22 protein-coding genes are annotated in these 24,131 nt (G+C 66.5%); 4 read left to right on the top strand and 18 right to left on the bottom strand.

Features of this window, described 5'->3' with window-relative positions:
• Position 1: 1 nt before the first annotated feature.
• The 17 genes from WG208_RS17220 to WG208_RS17300 form a co-directional block, all read right to left on the bottom strand.
• Positions 2–430, bottom strand: coding sequence for a DUF494 family protein (locus WG208_RS17220; protein ID WP_337172619.1), 429 nt, complete (start codon positions 428–430; stop codon positions 2–4).
• Positions 431–433: 3 nt separating this feature from the next.
• The gene (locus tag WG208_RS17225; RefSeq protein ID WP_337172620.1) at positions 434–1,024 is read right to left on the bottom strand and encodes a shikimate kinase; all 591 of its coding nucleotides are present in this window, start codon (positions 1,022–1,024) and stop codon (positions 434–436) included.
• 8 nt (positions 1,025–1,032) lie between these two features.
• Entirely contained in the window at positions 1,033–2,277 is a 1,245-nt protein-coding gene (gene aroC, locus WG208_RS17230) for a chorismate synthase (protein ID WP_337172621.1), read from the bottom strand.
• A 156-nt stretch (positions 2,278–2,433) separates the two neighbouring features.
• A complete protein-coding gene (locus WG208_RS17235; protein ID WP_337172622.1) occupies positions 2,434–4,842 on the bottom strand; it encodes a hypothetical protein in 2,409 nt (802 codons plus the stop codon).
• A 22-nt stretch (positions 4,843–4,864) separates the two neighbouring features.
• Positions 4,865–7,063, bottom strand: a complete 2,199-nt coding sequence (locus tag WG208_RS17240; protein WP_337172623.1) for an AMIN domain-containing protein — start codon at positions 7,061–7,063, stop codon at positions 4,865–4,867.
• A gap of 8 nt (positions 7,064–7,071) precedes the next feature.
• A complete protein-coding gene (locus WG208_RS17245) occupies positions 7,072–7,617 on the bottom strand; it encodes a hypothetical protein (protein WP_337172624.1) in 546 nt (181 codons plus the stop codon).
• Positions 7,614–8,231: a type 4a pilus biogenesis protein PilO gene (gene pilO / locus WG208_RS17250; protein ID WP_337172625.1), complete on the bottom strand. Its 618-nt coding sequence runs from the start codon at positions 8,229–8,231 to the stop codon at positions 7,614–7,616. Before pilO ends, WG208_RS17245 begins: the two co-directional genes overlap by 4 nt.
• A gap of 12 nt (positions 8,232–8,243) precedes the next feature.
• On the bottom strand, positions 8,244–9,002 hold the full coding sequence (locus WG208_RS17255; protein WP_337172626.1) for a PilN domain-containing protein: 759 nt from the start codon (positions 9,000–9,002) through the stop codon (positions 8,244–8,246).
• Between the two features lie 11 nt (positions 9,003–9,013).
• A complete protein-coding gene (gene pilM / locus WG208_RS17260) occupies positions 9,014–10,057 on the bottom strand; it encodes a type IV pilus assembly protein PilM (protein WP_337172627.1) in 1,044 nt (347 codons plus the stop codon).
• A 308-nt stretch (positions 10,058–10,365) separates the two neighbouring features.
• Positions 10,366–11,466, bottom strand: a complete 1,101-nt coding sequence (locus WG208_RS17265; protein ID WP_337172628.1) for a hypothetical protein — start codon at positions 11,464–11,466, stop codon at positions 10,366–10,368.
• Positions 11,463–12,362 carry a prepilin-type N-terminal cleavage/methylation domain-containing protein gene (locus WG208_RS17270; RefSeq protein ID WP_337172629.1) on the bottom strand — a complete coding sequence of 300 codons (900 nt, stop codon included), beginning with the start codon at positions 12,360–12,362 and terminating at the stop codon, positions 11,463–11,465. Before WG208_RS17270 ends, WG208_RS17265 begins: the two co-directional genes overlap by 4 nt.
• 8 nt (positions 12,363–12,370) lie before the next feature.
• Entirely contained in the window at positions 12,371–12,811 is a 441-nt protein-coding gene (locus WG208_RS17275) for a hypothetical protein (RefSeq protein ID WP_337172630.1), read from the bottom strand.
• A 54-nt stretch (positions 12,812–12,865) separates the two neighbouring features.
• Positions 12,866–14,083 carry an ATP-binding protein gene (locus tag WG208_RS17280; RefSeq protein WP_337172631.1) on the bottom strand — a complete coding sequence of 406 codons (1,218 nt, stop codon included), beginning with the start codon at positions 14,081–14,083 and terminating at the stop codon, positions 12,866–12,868.
• Positions 14,084–14,234: 151 nt separating this feature from the next.
• Positions 14,235–14,603, bottom strand: coding sequence for a prepilin-type N-terminal cleavage/methylation domain-containing protein (locus WG208_RS17285; protein WP_337172632.1), 369 nt, complete (start codon positions 14,601–14,603; stop codon positions 14,235–14,237).
• 291 nt (positions 14,604–14,894) lie between these two features.
• Complete coding sequence (locus WG208_RS17290; RefSeq protein WP_337172633.1) at positions 14,895–15,272, bottom strand: type II secretion system protein; 378 nt, start codon at positions 15,270–15,272, stop codon at positions 14,895–14,897.
• A gap of 2 nt (positions 15,273–15,274) precedes the next feature.
• Positions 15,275–16,654 carry a sigma-54 dependent transcriptional regulator gene (locus WG208_RS17295; RefSeq protein ID WP_337172634.1) on the bottom strand — a complete coding sequence of 460 codons (1,380 nt, stop codon included), beginning with the start codon at positions 16,652–16,654 and terminating at the stop codon, positions 15,275–15,277.
• Complete coding sequence (locus WG208_RS17300) at positions 16,651–18,363, bottom strand: ATP-binding protein (RefSeq protein ID WP_337172635.1); 1,713 nt, start codon at positions 18,361–18,363, stop codon at positions 16,651–16,653. The genes WG208_RS17295 and WG208_RS17300 overlap by 4 nt, the downstream gene beginning before the upstream one ends.
• Before the next feature lie 141 nt (positions 18,364–18,504).
• Here WG208_RS17300 and WG208_RS17305 point away from each other — a divergent pair, with 141 nt between their 5' ends.
• Both WG208_RS17305 and arfB read left to right on the top strand, forming a co-directional pair.
• Positions 18,505–19,863: a hemolysin family protein gene (locus WG208_RS17305; RefSeq protein WP_337172636.1), complete on the top strand. Its 1,359-nt coding sequence runs from the start codon at positions 18,505–18,507 to the stop codon at positions 19,861–19,863.
• Positions 19,863–20,312, top strand: a complete 450-nt coding sequence (gene arfB, locus WG208_RS17310) for an alternative ribosome rescue aminoacyl-tRNA hydrolase ArfB (RefSeq protein ID WP_337172637.1) — start codon at positions 19,863–19,865, stop codon at positions 20,310–20,312. The genes WG208_RS17305 and arfB overlap by 1 nt, the downstream gene beginning before the upstream one ends.
• A gap of 53 nt (positions 20,313–20,365) precedes the next feature.
• On the opposite strand, the gene WG208_RS17315 is transcribed toward arfB, so the two are convergent.
• Positions 20,366–21,130, bottom strand: coding sequence for a hypothetical protein (locus WG208_RS17315; protein WP_337172638.1), 765 nt, complete (start codon positions 21,128–21,130; stop codon positions 20,366–20,368).
• 207 nt (positions 21,131–21,337) lie between these two features.
• Between WG208_RS17315 and WG208_RS17320 the strand changes: the two genes are divergently transcribed.
• The gene (locus WG208_RS17320) at positions 21,338–22,828 is read left to right on the top strand and encodes a CHAD domain-containing protein (protein ID WP_337172639.1); all 1,491 of its coding nucleotides are present in this window, start codon (positions 21,338–21,340) and stop codon (positions 22,826–22,828) included.
• A gap of 10 nt (positions 22,829–22,838) precedes the next feature.
• A complete protein-coding gene (locus WG208_RS17325) occupies positions 22,839–24,044 on the top strand; it encodes an HDOD domain-containing protein (protein ID WP_337172640.1) in 1,206 nt (401 codons plus the stop codon).
• The last annotated feature ends 87 nt before the right edge of the window (positions 24,045–24,131 follow it).

The following is a 24,131-nucleotide window of genomic DNA, read 5'->3' on the forward strand; positions in this document are numbered from 1 at the left end:
CTCAGTGAATCAGGGGGCGCTCCCGGCCCATGGCGCCATCGTCGACTCCGATGTCTTCCGCGATGGCGCGGACATCCGTCAGAGTGATCCGGCCATCGACATGGATCAGCGCACGCTCCACGAGTTGCTCGAAGTCGATAAGGTTCACGGCGCCGGCCCGGTGGAGTGAAATCAGATATCCCCAGGCGTCGGCGGCGAACCGACCACGCTCGTGAGGACCCTGCACCCGCAGAGATGGTTCCCGAGCATCGTTCGCGCCGCCCCACATCGGAGACGGCACAGTATCGCTGAACAGCAGGGAAAGAATCTCACCAATTTGACGCCGATCGTATCCTTGTGACGAAAGGTACGCCTCCACCTCTATCACATCGGTGTCGGCGGAGAATCTCTCCCGCAATTCGGCCACAACCGGCATCCAGCGATCGTCCATTTCCTAACCTATCTCCGGCGTCCTGCCGTGGGCAAGCGCCACGATGGAATCCGTAATGCGTTGCGGTTCAACAACTTCCACATTCAGAACCATATCGGCTTTCCCGTAGAGCCCGGCACGAGCCTCCCAAAGTGCCTGCATTTTTATGGATGGGTCCGCCTGCGCCAGCAACGGGCGCACCACACGCGACCGCGAGAGACGACGCAGGGCTTCGGCTGGCGATACCAGGAGATGGATGAGGTAGCCGGGTGGTCTGAGCAGTTCGATCACCCCGGCATTGGTCACCCAGCCGCCGCCAGGCGAGAGCACCATGGGCGGAGCCGCGGCGAGTTCACGGGTCAATGCCACCTCCATCTCCCGGAACGCCACTTCCCCCCGCTCGGCGAAGATGCGGGCCACCGGCATCCCCGCCCGACGCTCGATCTCGACATCAAAATCGAGGAACGGACGACGCAGCGCTTTGGCCACGGCCCGCCCAACGGTGGTTTTACCCGCCCCCGGCAGGCCCACCAGAACGATATGTCCGTCGATCTGCCGGCCCGTCAGCCGGCCCGTGCGATCCTTGCGATTCGGGCGATCCGCGTGGTCAGGCACCGGCAGGCTCAGGACGCGGGCCCGTCGGCGTGGCGGTCGGCATGACCATCGACCCGGCTGTCGACCCGCGCGTCGAGCTGCCGGAGATAACCGTCGAGGTTGCGCCGGACTTCGTCCAGTGAATCACCGCCGAACTTCTCGAGCACCGCGTCTGCCAGCACCCAGGCGGCCATCGCCTCGGCGATCACGCCCATGGCCGGTACGGCAGTGACGTCACTGCGTTCCGCCACCGCCTGCGCCGCCTGCCCCGTGGCCATGTCGACCGTGCCCAGGGGCCGCATCAGCGTGGAAATGGGCTTCATGGCCACCCGGACGACCAGCGGCTCACCGGTGGTCATGCCGCCTTCGGTGCCGCCGGCGCGGTTGGTGCGACGCCGGACATGACCTGCCCGCGTACGACCGGGCGCGGCTTCGATTTCATCGTGCACCTCGGCGCCGGTCCGGCGGGCCGTTTCGAAGCCCAGGCCGATCTCCACGCCCTTCACCGCGGGAATGGAGAGCATGGCCTGCCCCAACCGTCCGTCGATCCGGCGATCCCAGGACACATGCGAGCCCAGGCCCACCGGCAGCCCCGTCACCACGACTTCGCAGATGCCGCCCAGGGTGTTGCCCTCCCGCTTCGTCGTGTCGATGAGGGCGATCATGCGCGCTTCGGCGTCCCTGTCGAGCGTACGCAATGGCGACGCATCGGACGCGGCATTGAGATCCTGCGGCAGGTCGTCCGGTCTCGCCGCGTCGATTCCGCCGAGGTGCACGAGATGCGAACCGATGTGGATGCCCAGTTCGCGCAGCAGGACCCGGCAGATGGCGGCTGCGGCAACGCGGGCGGTGGTCTCACGCGCCGACGCGCGCTCGAGAATGTCCCGCGCATCGTCGCGGTCGTACTTGAGGATGCCCGTGAGATCGGCGTGCCCCGGACGCACACGGGTCACATGCCGCTTGCGCAGGCCACCGGTGTCGCCCTCACGCGGCGCGGGATCCATGATCTCCTGCCAATTCTTCCAGTCGCTGTTGCGGATCATCATCGCGATCGGCGAACCGAGCGTCTCACCGGCGCGCACACCCGACAGGAATTCGATGCGATCGGTTTCGATCTGCATGCGGCGTCCGCGTCCATAGCCCTGCTGACGCCGCGCCAGTTCGGTATCGACATCGACGGCCAGCAGGGGAACGCCGGCCGGCATTCCCTCGAGCACGGAAATCAGCGCGGGTCCATGGGACTCGCCAGCGGTGGTGAAGCGGAGGTTCGACATATCCCGGAACGTAGACGGGAGGAGGGCCCGGCGTGTAGGGCGCGGACGCGGGAGCATGCTCCCGAATCCACCCACTCGCCGTGCGCCTCCTCCCGGAGTGCAGCGGAAGTCGATGGGAGCACCACGGTGCTCCCATCGTGTTCCAGACAGCTCGGTCTACTGGCAGCTCGTGGTGAACGAGTCCGGCAGGGCGACCATGGTCACACCACGGATGGTGGCACCCACCAGCACGAGCTGGCCGTTCGGGCGCACCGCGGCACGCACCGGACCGATGATCGGGTCGCGGATGGCCACCGAGGCGATCTTGCGATAGCAGTAGGTGTCGAACACATCGATCACGGGATCACTCGAGGCCACGAAAGCCAGGCGGGTGCGCAGCGTGGGTGAACGCGGCCCCGTGTTCAACGGATGGAAGTCGAGACCACCCGGGCTCGGTCGCGACTGCAGGATACCCTGCAGTCGGAGCGTGCTGTCGAACAGATAGGTGGAGTCGCCCTTCACCGCATTGAGTTCACCATCGAAGTTCACGCCCACCCCCTGAACCCGCGAGAAAGTGTTCGCGATGAAATCCGACACATCGAGCGGGCGCGAGATGCCGCGGTCGATCACGGGAAGCGGGGGCGTGAGATCGAAGCCCATCGTGGCGTCGTAGGTCATGGCCCGGCTGCCCAGCACCGGACCGCCTTCACCGAACACGGCCCGACGGAAGTTGCCCGAACCGCGCACGTAGGTGGTGTCACGGAACGCGAGCCGATCGATGCGGACCACGATGGAGTAGTCGTACGTGGAGCCGCCGGTGGTGACCTGCTGCTTGTACGGCACCAGCACCGAGTCCGATCCGACACCGCCCGCCGCGAAGCGCACGATTTCCAGGGTATCCGAGCGTCCCTGCGACTGTCCGATGGCCTGCTCGAAGAAGAAGTGCGTGGAGTGCTTCGAGAGGTTCTCCCAGCGGATCGACCCCATGCTCGGGAACGGTTCCGTCTGGCCCGGCGTGGGCGTGGTGGAGTACACCGCGATCACATCCTCGCAGGGCGACGCGGCCGTGAGTCCGCCCTTGCACGTGCTCGCCAGATACTGCGGGCGATCACTGAAGTCGTGCACGGTGCGCTGCGTGATGACCTGATCGGTGTTCTGCGACTTGGTGGACGTGATCGTGTAGACGATGATGTTGGGCAGGGGGTAGCGATACACCTCGCGCCCACTGGCTCCCGCCTTGAGATCGACGTAGCTGATGTTCGTACCGCCGGAATTGGCGACCATGAGCGTGTCGGCCATTTCGCCGGAGCGATTACGCGGCCAGGCAGCCAGTCCCCAGGGGCGTGAGCCCACGGCGATCGGCGTCCCGAACGTGGAATCCGCGAGACTGAACACCTCGAGCCAGTTGCGCTCGATGTTGCTCATGTAGAGGCGATCGTTGCGCTCGAAGTAGAGCGCATCGGCCAACTCGCCACCCTGCGGAAGGGCCCGGGTGTGACCGGCCACCACCATCACGGTGTCCTGCCGGAGCGCACCATTGCCGAAGCGGGCCACATCGCGGCGTCCGTTGGCGTTGCGCGCAAAGCCGTACACGGCCACCTGGGTGGGGAACACGCTGACCGGCACCCGCACGGTGAACGTGCGCACCAGGGTCGAGAACGTGCCGTCGGAGCTCACCGAATCGGCCGCGAGCAGCTGTCCCGTGGTGGAGCGCACTTCGTAGCCCAGCGTGGAGATACCCACCGGATCGGTGGCTTCCACGAAGACCGTGTCGCGCACTTCGATGCGCTTCGCCACGCCATTGCGCACGACCGGCACGGTGTTGGCGTTGGCAGGGCTCTGCACGGCATACGAGACCGGGTTGCCCGGCACACGCTGGTTCAGCGAGTCGATGATGAACGGCGTGACCTGGATGGTCGCACCCCGCACCGAATCGGGGATGACGAGTGTGTCGAGGATCGCCACCGAGTCCTTGAGCGGCGACGAGAACTGCACCGAGTCCCTGGTGTTGTATGCACCGGAGATCTGATAGCCCAGCGTCCGCACGCGATAGCGGGCCTTGCCGGACAGGGAGAGCACCAGCGCCTTGCCGCTCACCACCGGCGAATTGGCCACCGGACTGGTGATCACCGACACCGGCGGCTCGAGGTTGCCGATCGTGAGCGCTACCCGTGCGGTATCGGACATGTTGCCGGCGCCGTCCGTGGCCACGGCGCGTGCCGTGACGGTGGCGCCGATGGGTGCGTTGGACGGCACGCGGATGTTGACGTACAGCGTCAGCGAGGTCACCGCGCTCGTCATCACGGTGTCGTACGCCGCCGTGATGCCGCCTTCGAGCAGCAGGCGCACGCGCTTGAGCCCGATGTTGTCGTTGGCGTTGATGGTGACGGCCAGGAGCGAGTCCGCCGTGGGATTGCCCTTCGCCATCGCCACGGTGGGCTTGATGGTGTCGGCAAACGGCGGGTCGATGACCTCGTCGCCATCACAGGCCCCGAGGGCGGCCAGCGCCGCGAGGGCGACCAGCGATGCGAGACGACGTGGCATGGTGGGGCGCATCGAGGTGCGCCCGGAGGTATGTGCGATCATGGTGGAAAGATCCCCGTTCGCGTCAGCGGCCTGGCGGCGTGATGCCTTCGTCCAGGATGTGCGGCGTGACCAGGATCAGGAGGTCGCGCTTGGTCTCGTTCTTGGTGTTCTGCGAGAACAGCCGGCCGACGAACGGCAGATTCATGAGCACCGGAATCCCGCTGCGGAAGCGCGTGGTTTCGGTGACCGTGAGTCCGCCGATGACTGCCGCTTCGCCGTCCGCCACCAGCACCTGCGATTCCGCACGCTGCCGGTTGAAGATCACGCCCACATCGGTGGACGAGAGTTCCGCGCTGGAGTTCTCCGCCTTGATGTTGAGCATCACCATCTTGTTGTTGGTGATCTGCGGCGTGACGGAGAGCTTGATGCCGGCTTCTTCCTTGGAGACCGTGGCGCGGGGGAAGAACGCCGCCGCGTTGGGCTGACCATTCGCACCGCCGCCACCGCCCCCACCACCGCCGCCGCTGGCGCCACCGCCACCCGACGAGGCGTCGATCACCCGGATGGGGATCTCCTGACCGACGAAGATCTCGGCGCTGCGGTTGTTCAGGATCGTGATGCTGGGTTCCGACTGCACATCGGCCAGCGACGACGTCTGCAGCGCGTTGAGGAAGGCCGTGAGCTGATAGCGACCCAGCGCGGTGCTGTAGATCAGATTGAGCGCGTTCGGCTTGATGGCGTTGTTGGCGTTCGCGATGCCGGCGATGGCGTTGCCGCCGAGATTGATGCGGGCCGGGCCTTCGAAGGGCGACCCGCCACCCATCGCGTCGGGCACGCCGTCACCGTTGGTGTCCACCGGCTTGAGCGTGTTCGGATCGGTGCGCGGCACCAGCTGCTGGAAGAACTGCTTGTTGCCGGTGCCGAGGTCGTAGGCGAGACCGATGTCCTGGATGCCGGTGCGGTTGACGAAGACGATCTTCGCCTTGATCGCGACCTGCGGCGTGCGGATGTCGAGCTGCTGGATGCGGGCGACGATTTCCGGCAGACGCGAGGGGACTTCGGTGATGATGAGCTTGTTGGTGGCGCTGTCGGCGGCCACGGAGCCGCGTACCACGCAGCCCTGTCCGCCCATCTGATTCTGCTGGCCGCCGCTGCCGCTGCTCTGATTCACGTTCATGCCCATGTCACGACCGGTGGCGGCCGTGGTGAGGCCGGTGCAGTCGCGAGCCAGCAGAGATTGTACGGTGCCCTTCAGCACCGCCGCCTTCGCGTAGTTCACATCGAGGATCTGCGTGATCAGCGGCTCGAGCGCCTGGTTCTGCGCCAGATTGCGATAGCTGTCGATGGCGATGATGCCGCTGGCGTCTTCCGTGGCCGCCAGGCCCTGCGCCTGCAGGATGGCCTGCAGCGCGACGTCCCATGGCTTGTCGGAAATGTCGGCGGTGACGATGCCCTGGACGTCCTTGCCGACAACGATGGTGCGGCCGGAGAACGTGGCGAAAGCGGCGATGACGTCACGGATGTCCGTGCCATCGTAGCTGACGGTGATGCGCGGCTTGGGCTGCGGCTGACGGCGGGCCGAGCTGGCCGGTGCCGTGGGTACCACGGGGGCCGCGGTCGCCACAGCGGTCGTTTCGACCGCGGGAGGCGGCGTCACCTTCGGCGCTTCGGCCACAGGCACGTCGATCTTCGCGGGCTGCGCAACGACCGGCGTGGGCTCGACCGATGGAGCAACCGGCGTTGCGACCGGGCCGACATCGAGGCGGCCAGCCGCCGTCGCCATGGTCGTGCGCGTGACGTTCCCGGTGGTCCAGGGTGCAAACGCCACGGCCGGCGCGGCGAGTGCGATGCGGACACTGTTGCCTTCGCGTTCGACCGTGTAGCGACGCGAGGCGTCGAGATCGATCACGAGACGCACGGTATCGGCGCGGAACTGCGACAACCGCACATTGCGGATCGGGCCGCGGGCCTTGCCATCGTACGTCGACCGCACGGCGAGATTGGCTCCGCCCAGATCGATGACGATGCGCGACGGATTGTCGAGTGTGAAGTGCGCGAGCGTCAGCCCGGAGTCGGCGCCGATGAGCACATCGGCACCACCAGCCGACGGCGCCACCTCGATGGCATGCACGCGGCCACGAACGGGCGCGTCATCGTCGGATGCGGCACCGGTGGCCGGGTGATGCGTGATGGCCATCGCGGCCGTGGGGGCGGTGGCTGCCACCGGGGTGCCGGGCACAATACCGTACACCAGCAGGGCGGCGGTCACCGCAACGGTCATCGATCCCATCATGGGTTCCTCACTTTCGTCGTGTCGCTGCTCAGCGGCAGCGTCTCCTGCCGATTGAATCCGAATTCTTCGATGGTGAACTGCACCGCCTTCTGGCGGATGGCACTGACACGCAGGCGACCCAGCTGCTGGCCCACGCGGATGCGGTACTGCTCCTTGGAGTGACTGTCGCGCAGAATGGCCACGGAGTTGTTGCCATCGGGGTCGAAGGCCACGGCCGTGAGGCGTAGATCACTGAGGAGCGGGCGGACGGCATTGCTCGACATCAGCGAGGCGTAGGGATCGCGACGCCCACCGCTGCTGTACGAGAAGACTTCGCGATGCAGCGTGATTTCGCTGGCCGGTGCAATCGCGCCGGCTTTGTTCGCCGCCGCCGTCGCTGCCGCACCCACGGTTCCTGCGGCTTCCGACGACACCACGCGGGCACCGGCCGGTTTGGCGTCGGTCCGTGAGGTCTGGGCGGCCACGGTCCGGGGCGCGCCCGTGAGCACGGCAGCCAGCAGGCCGGCCGCGAGTGCTCGGGAGAGCGGGAATCGCGGCATCATGATGCACGCTCCTTGGCCTTCGGGGCCGGTGCCGTCTTCTCGACGTAAGTCTGCAGTGTGATCGTCGAGGCCAGCGCATTCTTCTCCGACGTGCGGATGCGGCTGGTGCGGTTCGCGGCGGTGCCCGTTGCCACGGAGAAGTTCACCGGTGCCACGATGCGCGGCAGCGATCCCACGTTGGCGAGGAACTCGCCGAACTGGTGATAACCGCCGATGATGGTGATGGTGTAGCGATAGGTGTCGAAGCGATCGCCCTGGATCACCGGTTCGGGTACGACACCGCCCACATCGAGACCGGCGCGGCGGGCCGCGGTGCTCACTTCCTCGAGCAGGGCCGGCACCTCGTTGCCCGTCGGCACGAGGCGACGCATCACCGTGAGCGCCGAACGATTCTCGGCCGCCTGCGCCCGCAGCACTTCGATGCTGCCACTGGCGAACTCGCGCGCCGCCCGCTGGTTGGCGTCTTCGAGTGTGGTGATACGCGACTCGTCGAGCGCGATCTGCGCGTTCTTCGACGAGTAGGGGTACATCCAATAGAGTACGGCGAGCGCGATCGCGACGAAGCCGATGAGCAGCTTGACCTGATCACGCTGATTGATGGGAGCGATAGCCATGGTGGACTCGGGTCAGCGCACGGGAACGACGAGCGGTGTCGTCTGCACGACGCCCGCGGGTGGCACTTCATAGGCGGCCGTCAGTTCGAACTGGGTGACGTCCTTGCCATCGACGATCACGATCTCGGACTTGGCCAGAGCCACCTGTTGCACGAACGGGGAGCTCTCCAGCTGGCGCATGAACATCGTGAGCGCCTGGATGTCGACGGTCTGACCGACGACGCGGAACGTGAGCGGCGGATGGACTTCGACCGTATCCCGCTTGGGTTCCTCGGTTTTCTTGCCGGCAGCCGCCTTGGCGGGCTTCGCCGCGGCCTTCACCACGCTGTCCACACCCGGCGGCAGGGGGGCCTTGCTGGTCTGCTCGATCGTGGTCAGCCAGGTGTAGGCCGGGAGGGCGCGGCTCACCTCATCGAGGATGTGCGCCCAGTTGTACCGGTTGTCGTCGATGGTACGGATGATCTGCAGCTGCCGGTGCACCGAATCCCGCTCGGCGGTCAGGCGCTGACGGGCATCGAGCACCTTGGCGTAGCGCGTCGAGTCACGCAGCGCCCGCTCGAGCCGCTGATCGAGTTCACCGGCCCGGGCATTCTGCGACGTGAACAGCACCCCGACGATGGCGACGGCGGCCACGACCGATGCCGCCGAGCCGATGAGCCACGGATCGCGGATATTGGCGGTGACCGCACTCAGGGCCGCGGGGAGCGCCAGCCCGGTGCCGGTACGGGCTCCCTTGCGGGCCCCGGGAGCGAGATTGATTTCAAGCATCATGGCGTTGGTCCTCAGGCCGCGGCACGCAAGGCAAGACCCACCGGCAACATCAGCAGCGGGGCCACTTCGTCGGTGGACAGGAATTCGAGCGCCCCCTCACGCACGGCGAGCTTGGCGAGCGCATTGGCGGGCTGCACGGGAATACGAAGACGCTCCGACAACCAGGGGAGCAGGCCCGGCACGCGGGCACCGCCGCCACAGGCATACACGGCGCGAATCTGCCCGAAGGTGCGGGAAGACGTGGCCAGGAACGTGGCGGCACGCTCGACACCGATGGCGAGTTCCTCGCCCCGCATGGCGATGGCGCTATCGAGAGCGGGTTGCCGGTCGAAGCTGCGCAGCAGCTCTTCGGCGTCGTCCGCGCTCACACCCTGCTCGCGCTGCAGATCTTCCCGGAACCGGCGCGTGCCGACCCCGAGATCGCGCGTGAGGATCGGCACACCGTCGTCGAGGATGTTGAGATTCGTGACTTCGTTTCCGATGTTGAGCAGCGCCACCGTGCCGTTCATCGCATCCGGATAGTTCGCTTCGAATGCGTTGTGCAGCGCGAAGGCGTCGACATCGATCACCGCGGGCGCGGCGCCGGCTTCCTGCAGCAGATGCTGCTTGGACTCGACGAGTTCGCGCTTGGCGGCCACGAGCAACACACTCATGTCGAGGCCATCGCCGTCCGGGTCGAGCACCTGGAAGTCGAGTTCGACGGAGTCCATGTCGAACGGCACGTGCTGTTCCGCTTCCCAGCGCATCAGTTCACGCGCCTGCGCTTCCTTCACGCGTTCCATGGAGATCTTCTTCACGATCACATCGCGACCACCCACCGCGGTGACGATCTGTTTCGTCTTCACGCCGGTGGCGGAGATCGTCTGGCGGATCGCGTCGGCGACGATGCCGTGGTCCATCACCTCCCCTTCGACGATCGCCGTGTCGTTGAGGGGCGTGATGACGACTTTGGCCAGTTCGGGCGTGCCGGTGCTGTGATCGATGACCACAGCCTTCACGAGTCCGGAGCCGACATCCAGTCCGACAGTCAGTTTCTTGCGGCCGAAGAGCGCCATGGGCGTAGGTGGTTGCAGCGTGAGTGCGTGCTTGCGCGCGCGGATGTCCCTTCGTGGGCCCTTCCGATGGGACAGATTGACCTGCCGAGTCCGGTCATGTCTCCCTTGAAACGACCCGAGCCTCACGAGGTAACGGCCCTTGCTGGGCGCATGGCCGGTACGACTGCCCACTCCGTGATAGTGCGGGCCTTTTTTGCGCGGATCGTCATTGGGGACCTTTCGACCGTTCGTCGCGGGTCATGGCATGCCCCGTACATCCCGGTTACATGCCGGTCCCCTGCCGATCGCCGGCAGGGGACATCGCGCCTTCACGGCGGACCGATGTTCCAGAGGGAAAACGGTGCGCTTCGCGGCTCGGCCACCGTGGCGAGCGCCATCTGGGCGAGACATCGATCGAAGCGTATGCGGGTCCGACCGCCCAGTCGCGCCACCGGTTGCGTGAGGGCGGGCTGCCCGGAAGCGGACTCTCCGAGCACGATGACCGTACCGGCGACGATGAGTTGTCCGTGTTGCACATCGAGGCGCCCGCGTACCCACAACAGGCCGTCCAGTTCGAGCGCACCTTCCACGACCAGATCCCCGTCGACTGCCAGCAGACCGCGATAACGCGAGAGGCCGGCGAGGTGCACGGCCGTACCGTACAGTGACAACAAATGCCATGGCTGTGACGTCGGTGTCACATCGAGTGGGGCCGGCATCGGTGTGCGTTGCTGCACGGTGCCCAGACGCGCGGCCGCGGCCCCGATACGCCGGAGGCCCCCACTGCTGTCACTCACCGGGATGGAGACACCGACGCCGATATCCAACGGTCGCAGCGTCCACGGCGTGCCACCTTCGAGATCCTCATGGATCGAATCGGCAACCAGCGCCAACACGCTGAGCGTGTCCCGGCGCTCTCCGCAGGGCGAGTCGGCCGTCCGGAGATCGACTCCGGAGATCAGCGTGGGGTCGACGGCCGACAGGGCACCTTGCACCGTCAGCGCCGCGGGCAATGCGGCGATCGGCGGCTCGAGCCAGACGGTGTGCAGCAGCTCGCGTCGTATGGGTGTGCCGCGTCGAGGGTCGCGATGCGTGACGATGGCACGCACCGAGGCGACCAGGGGGTGCGGTCTGATGATGGTGACCGTCTGCCGATCGTACGCGGAGAGCGTCTGATCCCGTGTGACCGGTGTGTCGAGCCCTCGCGCCCACAGCGAGTCCAGCTGCCAGCGTTGCAGCGACCGGGCGATAGCTTCATCGCCTGCCATGGACAGCCGCTGCGCTTCTGCGGTGTGTGATACGGCCATGCCATCCCGCAGCGTGACCGTGGTGAAGCTGAGCGCGAGCAAGCCGATCACGGTGAGTGCCGCGAGGACAAACGGGAGCACGAATCCCCGCCGATCTTTCCCGTCTTCCGCCCTGTGATTCATGGTGAGGATGCGCGGGATGCGCCGCGAAGGGTGATTTCGAAACGAAGGCTGTCTTCGCCGGCACCCGCTGACGCGGAGCCTTCGCGCGGTGCGCGCAGTTCGATGCGCAGGGCTTTCACGGAGTCACCAGCAGTGGCGTCAGCGCCTCCCATGTCGATGGTGCGGACGCGCATGCCCCGACGTGCCGCCGATTGCAGCGGACCGGCGAGGGGTTGCACGACATCCCATCCGGTCAGATCGCGCGAGCGTCGGCCAAGCCACCACTGCGTACCGCTGCGGTAGTGCGAATACCGTGTGAACCGTTGCAGACGGAATGGCGCGCCGCTCACGCGCGTTGAGGGAGGGAGTCCACCGATGTCGAGCTTCCAGCGTCGCTGATGAACCACTGGATCGGGCACCGGACCACAGGCGCCAGCAGGCATCGATACAGGCGCACTCCGGACCGTCGCCGTCGTCGCGGCCGGTATCGCACCGATCCCGGCAGGCCAGCTCCAGACGGTGAACTGATCGCCGGCCCGGGTTCCCCCCATCCAGCTCCCGCCGGAGTCGCCGGCGACAACGACCAGCGCTCCCGATGGATCGATGTCGCAGACGATGCCGATACCGAGCTGCGCGCGGAACTCCAGCAATGAATCGGAGACGATCAGCAGATCGTCGGCGTGCAACACGGCCAGATCGGTCTCGAGCACCAGACGGGCGTGACGCAGTTCGCGGACGACCTGTCCGCGGGCCTCTCCCCCGCGGATATGGCGCGCCTGCTGCACGAGCAGCAGCGCGGCCGATGCGGCCACCAGAGCGGCCAGCGGGAGTGCCACGAGCAGTTCCACGAGCGTGAAGCCGCGTTCGTGACGGGGACGTGGGTCACGGGAGCCTGTGCCACGAGACGGCCTGAACACGCGGGTTCTCAATCGCATCGCACCCCCGTGCTGGCCCGATGCGTGCGGACTGCGGGGGGTGCTCCGTCATCGGCCAGCGGGCTTTCCGTCCACGACGTGCGCACCACGAGCATTCGGAAAGCACCGTCCGTGGCACCGTCCACCTGATGGGCCAGGCGGGATCCCACCGCGAGTGGCCAGTCCTCCGCCAACGGGAGGGCGGACGAGCAGGCCTGGCGCAGCCAGATGTTGCGGGAGACATCGGTGGCCACGATGGCCGCGTCACGCTGGATGGCGCGATCGAGACCTGCCGCGGTGGTGACGGCGACCAGATGCAGCAACGCCGCTCCGCCGGCGAGCAGCACAAGCGCCACGAGGCTTTCGACGAGCACATAGCCCGTCCGGCGGTGGGTCTGGGCACCGATCCCGCCATGACCGCCGTTGCGAATACTGCGAAATGAAATCGGCATGGGGCCACGATAGGCCAGCCATGCCGATGATGTGTCATCAGAATATTGCGCGCACTACCCTGACAACGCAGAACCCGGTATTGCCGCGTGTTCGCTGGTCACGGCACGCATGCCGCCACCATGCAAGGGCAGGAGAATCACGAACGCAGCCCCTCCTTCGCGCGCCCGCTGCACCCAGATGGTGCCGCCCAGATTCTCGATGGTGCTGGCCACGATGGCGAGCCCGAGGCCGGTCCCTTTGCCCGGCTGCTTGGTGGAGAAGAACGGTTCGAAGATGCGCTCTTCGTCTTCGGGCGACACCCCGGTGCCGGAGTCGGCCATGACCACCTGTAGAAAACGCCGCGGCGACTCGGGACGGGCCAGCCAGGCCAGCGCCCGCTTGCTGGGGCGATGGGCCCATCGCTGCGGGGCCGGATCGGTGCGGCGCTTCTCGATGGATTCGCCGAAGGCGGTGGCTTCGTTGATGCGCGTGCGGATGACCACATCCCCTTCGCGGTCCATCGCATCGACGGCATTCAGCAGCAGATTGACGAACACCTGCTCGAGATCGTGGCGTTCGGCATACACGACCCCATCGGGCGCTTCGAGCTCGCGGCTGATGCGGAACCGGCGGGTCAGCCCCTGATCGGCGAGCAGTCGCAGCACATCCTCGATGATGTTGTCGACGACGATGGGCTTGGGCGTCAGCCGACGCGGCCGCGCATAGTCGAGCAGGCCGCGCATGATGCGATCGATGCGCGTGATCTCGCGTTCGAGGGCATCGATGGGTTCGGTGGTGCCCGGCACCTGCGCCGTGCGCATGCGCAGCACATGTGCGTAGTTGGCGATCGCGGCCACGGGATTGCCGATCTCGTGGGAGATGCCGGCGGCGATACGTCCCATCGTGGCCAGCTTCTCCACACGCATGCGCGACTGCGTGGCGGCCAGCATCTGCTCCGTCATGCGGTTGATGCTGGTGGCCAGCTGATCGAACTCCTGCGTCTCGGCGCGTGGCACGATCCGGTTGCTCTCCCCGCTGGCGATGGCTTCGGCCACCGCGACCGACTCGGCGAGCGGTCGTTCCACCAACTGGGCCACCTGCCGGCGCAGTACGCTGGCAAACACCCAGACCACGAGCAGCAGCAGCAGGGCGACGAGCGGCCAGCGCGTCGCCGAGGGGAGCCCCTCCGTGATCCACATCGTCACGATGATGGCGACGATGGTCAACCCGCACGCCACGGCGAGGACACGCTGGAGTCGGTCGTGGATGCGCGGGCGGGAGGGTTCGTTCACGCCGTTCACGATGCGCGGTGGTCGGCCGGGAAGCAACCGGGACTTTGGTTCTGGAAACGGCAAAGGGGCCGGGCATTCGCCCGACCCCCTCCCCCATCCGGTGCGGCCCGTTAGGCGGGCCGGCCGTCGGTATTGCGTGGTGCGGTGGTGCTTACTGGCACTTCGGCTCGCCTTCCGCGGCACCGGTCGGAATGGGGCCGGTACCGACGCCGATGTCGCAGGTCACCGCAGTCGCGCCGTGGATCGCATGGGCGCTCCAGCCGGTGGCACCAGCCGGGGTGAACGTGAGCGTCACGCCCGAGGAACCCGTGGGCGTCGGGAAGCCTGCATACGTATTGTTATCCGAGTAGAACGCTTCAGCACCCGACACCATGTTCTTGAGGTCCGACTTCATGGCGGTGATGTAGGCCTTCTCCTTCGTCTCGGCGAACTTCGGGATCGCGATCGCGGCCAGGATGCCGATGATGACGACGACGATCAGGAGTTCGATGAGCGTAAAGCCCTTGCGCGTGCGGTTCATGTGATTCTCCAGTTGGGGGTTGCGGCGAGGTGACCCGTGGTGGCCGGCCTCGCGACACCGACGCATAGGGCAACTGCCTTGCCAGCGCGTCTGGCGTAATAGAAATCGTTGTCATTCAACGAGTTACATCATTTCATTGCCGCTGGGGTCATTTCATTTCACATAGTGTTTTGCAAGAAGCCTTGCAGCGTGCAAGTTGGGCCCGCACATCACCCGCCGATCCGATTTCCTGCGCCGTGACGCCGTGCGGTCATTTGTGACGGCACGGCGGTGCAAGGACGGCCATCACTGCTACTGGCAGTCGATCGCCGATGGCAGGTTGGGCGCGTACGTCATTGTGCACGTCACCCCAGGGAGCTTCGCATGATGCGCCGTCGCCGTCCACGTATTGATAGTGCCGACGAATGTCAGGGTGATGCCCGCTGATCCGGTGGGCGTAGTCATGTATTCGTAGCTGTTGTCCAGCGTGTATCGTGTTTCCGCTATGGTCGCCACGCCGTGTAGATCCGACTTCATCGCCGCCAGATAGGCGCGTCGCTTCGAGTCTCCGAACTTCGCCACCGCCAGCGTGGCCAGCAGGGCGATGATGGCCACCACGGCCAGCAACTCGATCAGGGTAAACCCCGTGCGGCGTCGCATCGTGGCATTCAGCATATGCATTCTGCGCATCATCAGGCCTCTCCGTAGCGGGCGAGTTTGCGGTACAAGGTGGACGGATCGATGCCGAGCATGTCGGCGGCGCGGGTCTTGTTGCCACCCTCGTTCTGCAGCACCCACTGGATGTAGGCCCGCTCGATGGCCTCCAGCGTGGGCGTGACCGGCGCGCGTTCACTCACCAGCGGCTCGGCCCGGCGCGCGGTGACCCGTTCGGGCAGGGCGTCCGGCGTGATCACACTCCCGGTGGAGAGAATCACCGCGCGTTCGAGCGCATTCTCGAGTTCACGCACATTCCCCGGCCAGGCATAGGCCATGAGCGCATCGAGGGCGCCTTCACTCAGCGTCTTCGGCGCCTCGCCGCGCAGCGCGCCCGACCGGGCGAGGAACCCCTCGGCCAGCAGCGGAATGTCTTCCGTTCGCCCGCGCAACGGCGGCAGATGTACCGCGATGACATTCAGACGATAGAAGAGGTCCGCCCGGAAACTGCCGCGCTTGATCTCCTCTTCCAGATCGCGATTGGTGGCCGCCAGCACGCGCGTGTCCACCGTGAGCGGCTCGGTGGCACCCACCGGAATGACTTCACGCTGCTGCAGCACGCGCAACAGCTTCACCTGGATGGACGGCGTGGTCTCGCCGATTTCGTCCAGAAAGAAAGTGCCCTGATTCGCTGCGGCAAACAGACCCGTCTTGTCCTTCACCGCGCCCGTGAAGGACCCCTTCACGTGACCGAACAGTTCGCTCTCCAGCAACGACTCCGGCAGCGCGCCGCAGTTGATCGACATGAAGCTGTGATCGGTGCGCGCGCTCAACTCGTGGATGTAGCGGGCAATGACTTCCTTGCCGGTGCCCGACTCACCGGTGATGAGCACCGTGGAGTCCGTGGGCGCCACGGTTTCCGCCAGCCGCAGCACATCGAGCCAGCTCTTGCTGCGACCGATGGGCCGTTGCGCCGTGTGACGATCGCGACGACGGATCTCCTGCTTGAGTACGTGGTTCTCCACCCGCAGACGACGGTGTTCCGCCGCCCGCCGGAGAATCGCGATCAATTCGTCGTTGCGGAACGGCTTCTGGATGTAGTAGAACGCGCCCTCGTTCACCGCCTGCACGGCAGACTGCAGCGTGGCCTGTGCGGTCATGAGAATGACCGGTACATCGGGATCGACCTGTCGCGAGGAACTCAACACCTGCACTCCGCTCACGTCGGGCATGCGCACGTCGGTGAGCACGATGTCGGGACGCAACTCGGGCAACCGTTCGAGTCCCTGCCTGCCGCCCTGCGCGGTGAACGGGGCAAACCCCTCTGTCTTGAGCAGGATGCGCAGGGAATCGAGAATGCTGGTCTCGTCATCGACGACGAGCACGCGGGGGGCGTCTTCCGAAAGCGCGTAGGTCACGCGGCCACTCCAATCTGGCTGGAACTCGATGAGGCGGTGGAGAGCGGCAGTACGATGGAGAAGCGCGTCCCCTGCGGCAGCGGGTCCACCAGGACCACGCCGCGGTGCGCTTCGACCGCACGATGCACGACGGGCAATCCGAGTCCGGAGCCGCCGCTCTTGCTGGTCACGAAAGGTTCGAAGAGCCGATCCCGCAGCTCTTCAGGGATACCGGGCCCGTCGTCCGTCACGCTGATCGCGACGAGTTCGCCGGTGATGGCGGTCGTGGAAACGCCATGCGACGCCGGATGGTAACGATCGACTTCCACGAACACGTGGCCCTGCTCGCCGAGCGCCTGGATGGCATTGAGCACGAGATTGAACACCGCGCGATGCAGCAGGTCTTCGTCGCCATGCGCGCGCGGAAGACCGGGCGCCGCGTCCACAGTCACCTGCACACCGGGTTGCCGATCGGGATGGGAAGCGGCCAGCATGGCCGCGGTGTGCGCGAGCGCGCCGAGATCGAGAGTTTCCATCCGCGCCACCCGGGCACGCGCAAAATCGAGGAAATCGGCGAGCAACCGGCTCAACCGGTCCGCCTCGCGCACGATGAGTCCATGCAGGATGCGTTCGTCCTCATCGGCATCGGCCCGCAACGAACGTCGATGGGCGAGCTGTTCGGTGGCGCTGCGAATGGACGCCAGCGGATTGCGGATTTCATGCGCCAGCGACGCACTGAGTTCCGCGACCGCCTGCAGACGTTCGGCGCGCACGTGCAGCGCCTGCAAACGTTTGCTGTCGGAGATGTCCTGGAAGATGGCCGTGGCACTGGTCGTGCCATCCCGGCGCACGGCGTCGGCGATGGTGGTGGTCACGCCGATCTCGATCTCTTCGCCGTCGCGGTGAATCACGCCCTCGGCGCGGGTGGTGCGCATCTGGTCACGCGCGCTCTGCTCGAGCAGTTCGGCCAGCCGCGGGGATATGCGCGCGAGCAGTGGCAACACCGGATGCCCGGTGTGTCCCCGAAGGTCCACCCCGAGCAGTTCGGAGGCCGCCGGATTCGCGTACAGCAGGAAGCCCCGGCCGTCGATGGTGAGAATGCCGGAGCGGATGGTGCGGAGAATGTCGGCGGCTTCGAGCTGGACCTCGATGAGCTGCGCCGCCAGCGCTTCGCGGCCCAGGCCGGCCTGCCGCAGTCGCTGCACCACGAACGCCGAACCGATGGCCACCACCCCGAACACGCCGATCTGCACGAGGACGCCGGCGTAGGGCGCCGCATTGCTCCGGAGCCAGAGTGCATCGAGGGCGTACAGCACGCAGGCAGCGGCCGCCATGGCCAGTCCGCCACGGAACGACAGCAGCAGCGCGCCACTGGCGATCACGGGGATATAGAGCGCCGCGAACTGCGAACTCCAACCGCCCGTGAGATGCACCACGGTGGTCACCAGCAGCAGATCGAGCAGGCATTGCCCGGCGTAGAAGACCGGGCCCACGGCCCGTCCTTCGCGGCCGAGGTACATCATGGACAGGCCCGTACCCAGAATCGCGCCCGCGAAAGCCAGCGTCGCGATCAGTGTCGAGCTGGCCTCCGCCCGGTTCCATACAAAAACGGCGGCCACGAGAATGGCGCAGGCCAGCACGGCACGCCCCAGCCAGACCCACCGCAACATGCGGGATGGGTCGAGCATCTCCTGGACCGGTGCCTGCGGCAGGGCGGGCGTATGGCGCACGATGGGGCGATCGAGGGACGGAAGTGTTGCTGAAGCGGTGCTGAATCGATGTCGTGCAGAATGCAAGAGGCGCGGAATGCCCGTCGGTCTTGCAGATTGCACTACTCTGACGAACCACCCGTCTCACCGTTTCCTTTCGGTATGATTGCCGACCCCGCGTTACCCGCCGACGCCGAACTCACCCTCGGAACGGCGACCGTGCGTCTCCTGCTGGTGCTGTTCCTGGTCCTGCTGAATGCGTTCTTCGTGGCCGCCGAGTTTGCCCTGGTGGCGGTGCGCCGAAGCCGCATCGACCAGATGGCCGCCGATGGCGACCGGAGCGCCGCCGTCGTCCAGCGGGCCCTCCATCAACTCGACCGGTACATCTCGGGCACGCAGCTCGGGATCACGCTGGCCTCCCTCGCGCTGGGCTGGATCGGCGAGCCGGCGGTGGCGGTCCTGGTCGACAAAGTCCTGCACCTGGTGGGGATCGCCCCCCGCCCGGGCGCGGCGCACACCGGGGCGGGCATCGCGGTGGCCTTCATGGTCATCACGTTCCTGCACATCGTGCTGGGAGAGCTGGCGCCCAAGTCCATCGCGCTCGCCAAGCCGGAAGGGGTGAGCCGCCTGATCGTGCGCCCGCTCATGATCTTCTCACAGGCCATGTCGCCGTTCATCGGGTTCCTGAACGGCACCGCCAACCGCATGCTGGGAGCGTTCGGCATCCAGCCGGTGTCGGAGGGCGGTCAGGTGCACAGCCCGGAAGAACTCCGCCTGCTCGTGATGCAGGCGCGCGCGCACGGGACACTCGACGAGTCCGACTCCGCCATGCTGGCCGGCGTGTTCGACTTTCACAACAAGCGCGCCGTCGATGTGATGCGTCCGCGCACCGAGATGGTGGCCATCGCCGAGAACGTGGACCGGAACGAACTCGCGGAGATCATGCGCCGCGAGCGGTACTCGCGGTATCCGGTGTACCGCGACACGCTCGACGATATCGTGGGTGTGTTTCTGGCCAAGGACTTCTGGCTCACGGAGCATCCGGAAACGTTCGAACTGCATCAGGTGTTGCGCGAACCGCTGTTCGTACCCGCCACCCGGGCAGCCGAACGTGTGCTCGACGATCTGCGTCGCACGCGGGCCCATCTGGCCGTGGTGCTCGACGAATTCGGCGGCACGGCGGGCATCGTGACCATGGAGGATCTCGTCGAAGAAGTGGTGGGTGACATTGCCGACGAATACGACCCGCTCTCCCGCGACGCGCTGCTCTTCGACGGTGTGCTGGAACTCGCCGGTTCGTTGTCGCTGGTGGACGTGCGCTCCGATCACAAGCTGCCCATTCCCGAAGGCGACTGGAGCACGCTGGGCGGTTATGCGTTCGCGACGCTGGGCCGCCTGCCGCACGTCGGCGACCGGGTCGCCTATCCCGGTGGTGAACTCGAGGTCGTGGCCATGGACGGACGTCGTGTGGCCGCGCTGCGTGTGCACAAGCGCGTCGAACCCACCGAAGGCACATCGTGATGGCCGCGTCGGACGCAACCGATGAAGGACGCCTGCCGATCGCGCCCGGCGTGGCGATTCCGCTGGACGAACTGGTCATCCGCGCCATTTCGGGCGGCGGCCCGGGCGGGCAGCACGTCAACAAGAGTGCCACCCGTGTGGCGGTGCAGTGGAACGTGCGCACTACGCGGGCGTTGCGCGAGGAACAGCGCACGCGTGTGCTCGAGAAACTGGCGTCGCGACTGGACGGGGAAGGCACGCTGCGCATCGTGGCCGGCGAATTCCGCAGTCAGCAGCAGAACCGCCGCGCGGCGCTGGAGCGGTTGCAGCAACTGCTGGCCCGCGCGCTCATCGTGCCGCGCACCCGCAAGGCCACGCGTCCGTCACGCGGTGCCGTTCAGGAGCGCCTGGACGAAAAACGTCGACGCTCCCGGACCAAGCAGCAGCGCCGACGCGATCATGACGATTGAAACGGAACCACCACGGCGAGCGCACGGGAGCGCGACTCGCCGGGGGATGTGTTTCAGAACGCGATGATGTTCACACCCAGGTAGTACGTGATAAAGTCCGCCCGGCCACGCAACGGAATCGCAGGGCGATTGTTTTCGAAGGCTTCCTTGACCCGCTGATCGTTGAGATAGCTGGCGTCGTCATGGCGGAGGAAACGTGCGCCGATATCGAGCCGCACCGGATTCCGTCCGTTGTACACGCGCACATACGCACCGACGGCACCGCCATAGGCCCACACGACATCATTGGAGTTGGTCGTGCTCGCGAAGGGGGTGTTGGTATTGTCGGACCCTTCGATGGTACTCTCCGTGGAGAACACCGAGAACCCGCCAAGCGCGGTCGCATACGGCGTGAACGTTCCGGTGGGGCCCAGCAACTGCGGGCCGGCGACGACCGAGAAAATGTTGCTCGACGTCCGCAGGTCGAGCTGAATGAGCCCACCCGTACCACTCAGTGGAATGCGCCGCCGGCTGTTCGCGTAGTTCACGAACGAGAAGTCACCGCGGATGTTGAAGATGCTGTTCTGATCCAGTCCCCCCAGGAAGTACGCGCCCAGCCCCCAGCCATTGCTGGTGTTGTTGGCAAAGTCGCCCTTAGGCTCGGAGACCTGGGCATGGATACCGAAGGATCCACGTCCCGACGGCGCATCGCGCTGCGTATCGCTCCGCGTATCTCTCTGCGCCTCGAGCGTGAGCGGGAACACCAGAGCCAGGGCCAGAGCGCCGAGCGCGGCATGCGACACGGCATGACGACGGCTCGAAGACGTCGCCGACGACATCGATGGGAAAGGACGCGGAAAATGACGCACGGGAAGTCGGGCAGAAGGAAACGAAGGGGAACAAGGACAACGCGCCGGATCATCGCCGGCTCTTCGGGACTCTCCATTGCATGTACGCCGCGAACCGGCAAAGGTGTCACGAAAGGTGTCACCAAAGGGGTCACCCGATCCGCCGCCGATCGGGCGATCAGGCGCTAAGTTGAGGCCATGATGGACATGTCTTCCCCCGATCGTTCTCTGCCGGCCGCCGACGTGCGTCGGCTGCTGCCCGGTGCGCTGACCCGGCCGGCCCAGGAAGGGGCGCGCCTGCTGGCCCTGCATTGGTTGCATCAGCTCATCGATGCCCGGGAGGCATGGCAGACGCTGCCGCAGACCGTGACCGGTGACGAAAGCGATCCGGCCCATCACGAGGCGACGCGCAGGGCCACCGCGGCGGATGTCCTGCACAAGGCCCGGGTGGCGCTCCGCCGGCTGCGGGCCACCCTGCGTGAACACGACAGTGTGCTCGACGGCGCCATCGATCGGCGGCTGGCACGCGCGCTACGGGCCCTGGGTCAGGCCACGAACGAGGTGCGGGATTCGGATGTGCAGCGCGCCTGGCTGGAAGCCGAACACGATCATCTCCCGGATGACGCCCGTGCCGAAGCCCAGCGACTGCGCGAACGACTCGAACGTCGCTCGCAGCGCGCCAGCACCGATGTCGAATCGGCATTCCGCCGTCATTTCGATCCCATCGTGGAACGTCTGCTCGGCCGGCTCAGCACCTATCGCCTCCTGAAGCGTGTGGGCGGCGGCAGCCCCCCCACGCCCTACGCGCGGCACCTGGCATCCCGACTGGCACGCAGCGAGGGCCGTCTGCGCAGGGACCTGGAACGGCTGCGCGACGCAGGGGCCGAAGTGGAGATGCATCGCCTGCGCATTCGCCTCAAGCGTCAGCGCGCGTTGCTCGCGCCGTTCGCCAGGACACATGCCGCGCTGGGCGCCTGGTTCGATCGCGCCACCCGCGGACAGGATCTCCTCGGCGCCATCCGCGATGCGCAGTTGCTGGCCCACCGTGCGCACAAGGCTGAATTGCCGGCGCTCGAACGGGCGCTGCACGACACGATGCTCGCGCATCATGCCGCGTTCGTGAGTGACTGGGTCGATCGCCCGTCGGATGTGGCCGAGTCGCTCGCCGCCGCGATCACTGAACTGCGGACCATGACGTCCCCCAAGGCAACCGGTGGCCTGCCCCTCGAGATCGAACGCAAGTTTCTGCTGCGTGAATGTCCACCCGTCGTGCGTGCGCTCCGGCCCACGCAGATCGATCAGGGATGGTTGCCGGGCAAGGCGCTCAAGGAACGTCTGCGCCGCCGCGTGGAGCCCGATGGCACGGTGTCGTGCTGGCGCACCATCAAACTCGGACCGGTGGAAGCGCGCATCGAAGTGGAGGAAGCCACCGCACCCGATCTCTTCGCGTCGTTGTGGCCACTCACGCGTCAGGCGCGGGTGCGCAAGGAGCGCTATACGATCGCCGAAGGTGTGCATCACTGGGAGATCGACGTGTTCCGCGATCGTCAGCTGGTGCTCGCGGAAATCGAGTTGCAGTCGATGGACGAAGCCTTCGACGTGCCGGGATGGCTGGCGCCCTACATCGTGCGCGACGTGACGGGCGAGACCGCGTACTTCAACTCCGAACTGGCCCGCCCCGAAGCATGAGCGCCGCGCCGTGCTGATCTCGATGATGGCGTTGCGCGACCGCCGCGCCCGCGTGGTCGGGTACGGCGTGTCGGGATGTCCGGACGACGTGCGCCACAGCGATGGCCCCGACGAGGAAGCACGGCGCATCGTCGAACGAGTGCCGATGCTGGCGCGTCTGGCCGGACGCAGCGTGATCGTTCCGGTCACGCCGGCACTGGTGCGCGACGGCGCGATCACGCGATTTGCGTCCGTCGACGCCGTGTGGCTCGTGGCCACCGAAGCGCTCGACGATCCGCCCACGCGCCGTGCCGTGGACCGTCTGATCGGGACGGGATTCCAGTTCGCGCTCCTGGGGTATCCCGAAGGTGAGCCGCTCCCCCCCTCGCTCACCGGCAGCACCATCGTACTCGATGCGGCGCGGACACCGGCAGCCGTTCTCGAAGGACGGATCCACGTGCTCAACGACGCGGGGCTGCGTCCGCTCGTGCGTGGTGTGGACGATCGGGTGACCCGTCAGCGTGTGCTGTCGGCTGGTGCACCGCTCTACTGTGGTCGACAGCTCACGCGGGGCGCGGCGGTGGCCCCCGATCGCACCACGGAAGACAGCATCATCCGCGCGATCACGATGCTCGCGGCCTTTGCCGACGGTCGTCCACCCGACGCCACGTTCGACGCATTCGTACGCGACGATCCGCATGTCGCGGCGTCGTTGCTCAAGGCCATGTCTTCTGCGTCGCTGGGAGTGCGGGGCCCACGATCGGTGTCGCACGCGCTCACGATGCTCGGACGCGATGCGATCATGGAGCGCATGGTCGCCGTCATCGCGCGTCTCATCGGCGACGCGGCGCAGGATCACGAGCTTGCATTCCTGACTCTGCGACGGGCGCGTCTCTGCGAGCGTGTGGGCACCGCGCTCGACACGGCGCCACATCCACGGGCGCGCGTCATCGCGGGCTTGTTGTCGACACTCGAATTTGCCCTGGGCGCGCCGGGTCCGGTCATCGCCCAGCGGCTGTCGCTGCCGCCTGCGCTCAAGGACGTACTGGTCGATCGTGCGCAGCCCCTGGGGCAGTTGCTGGATGTGGTCGATGCGATGGACTACGGCTGGTGGGACGACATGCTGTACCGATCGCAGCGGCTGGGCATCAGACCGCGGGTGATTGCCGAGGCCTGGCTGGACGCCTGGCGCGTGGCCCGGGATGAACTGGGTGTCGCGCGTGCCGAGGGATTCTGACGCGCGACGTGGTTCCTATTGATCTCCTCCCTGACCAGCTCCCCCCTGAAATATTGACGCCGTGGAATCGGCACCGGCCGGATGTCC

This window comes from Gemmatimonas aurantiaca, assembly GCF_037190085.1.
GTDB lineage: Bacteria > Gemmatimonadota > Gemmatimonadetes > Gemmatimonadales > Gemmatimonadaceae > Gemmatimonas > Gemmatimonas aurantiaca_A.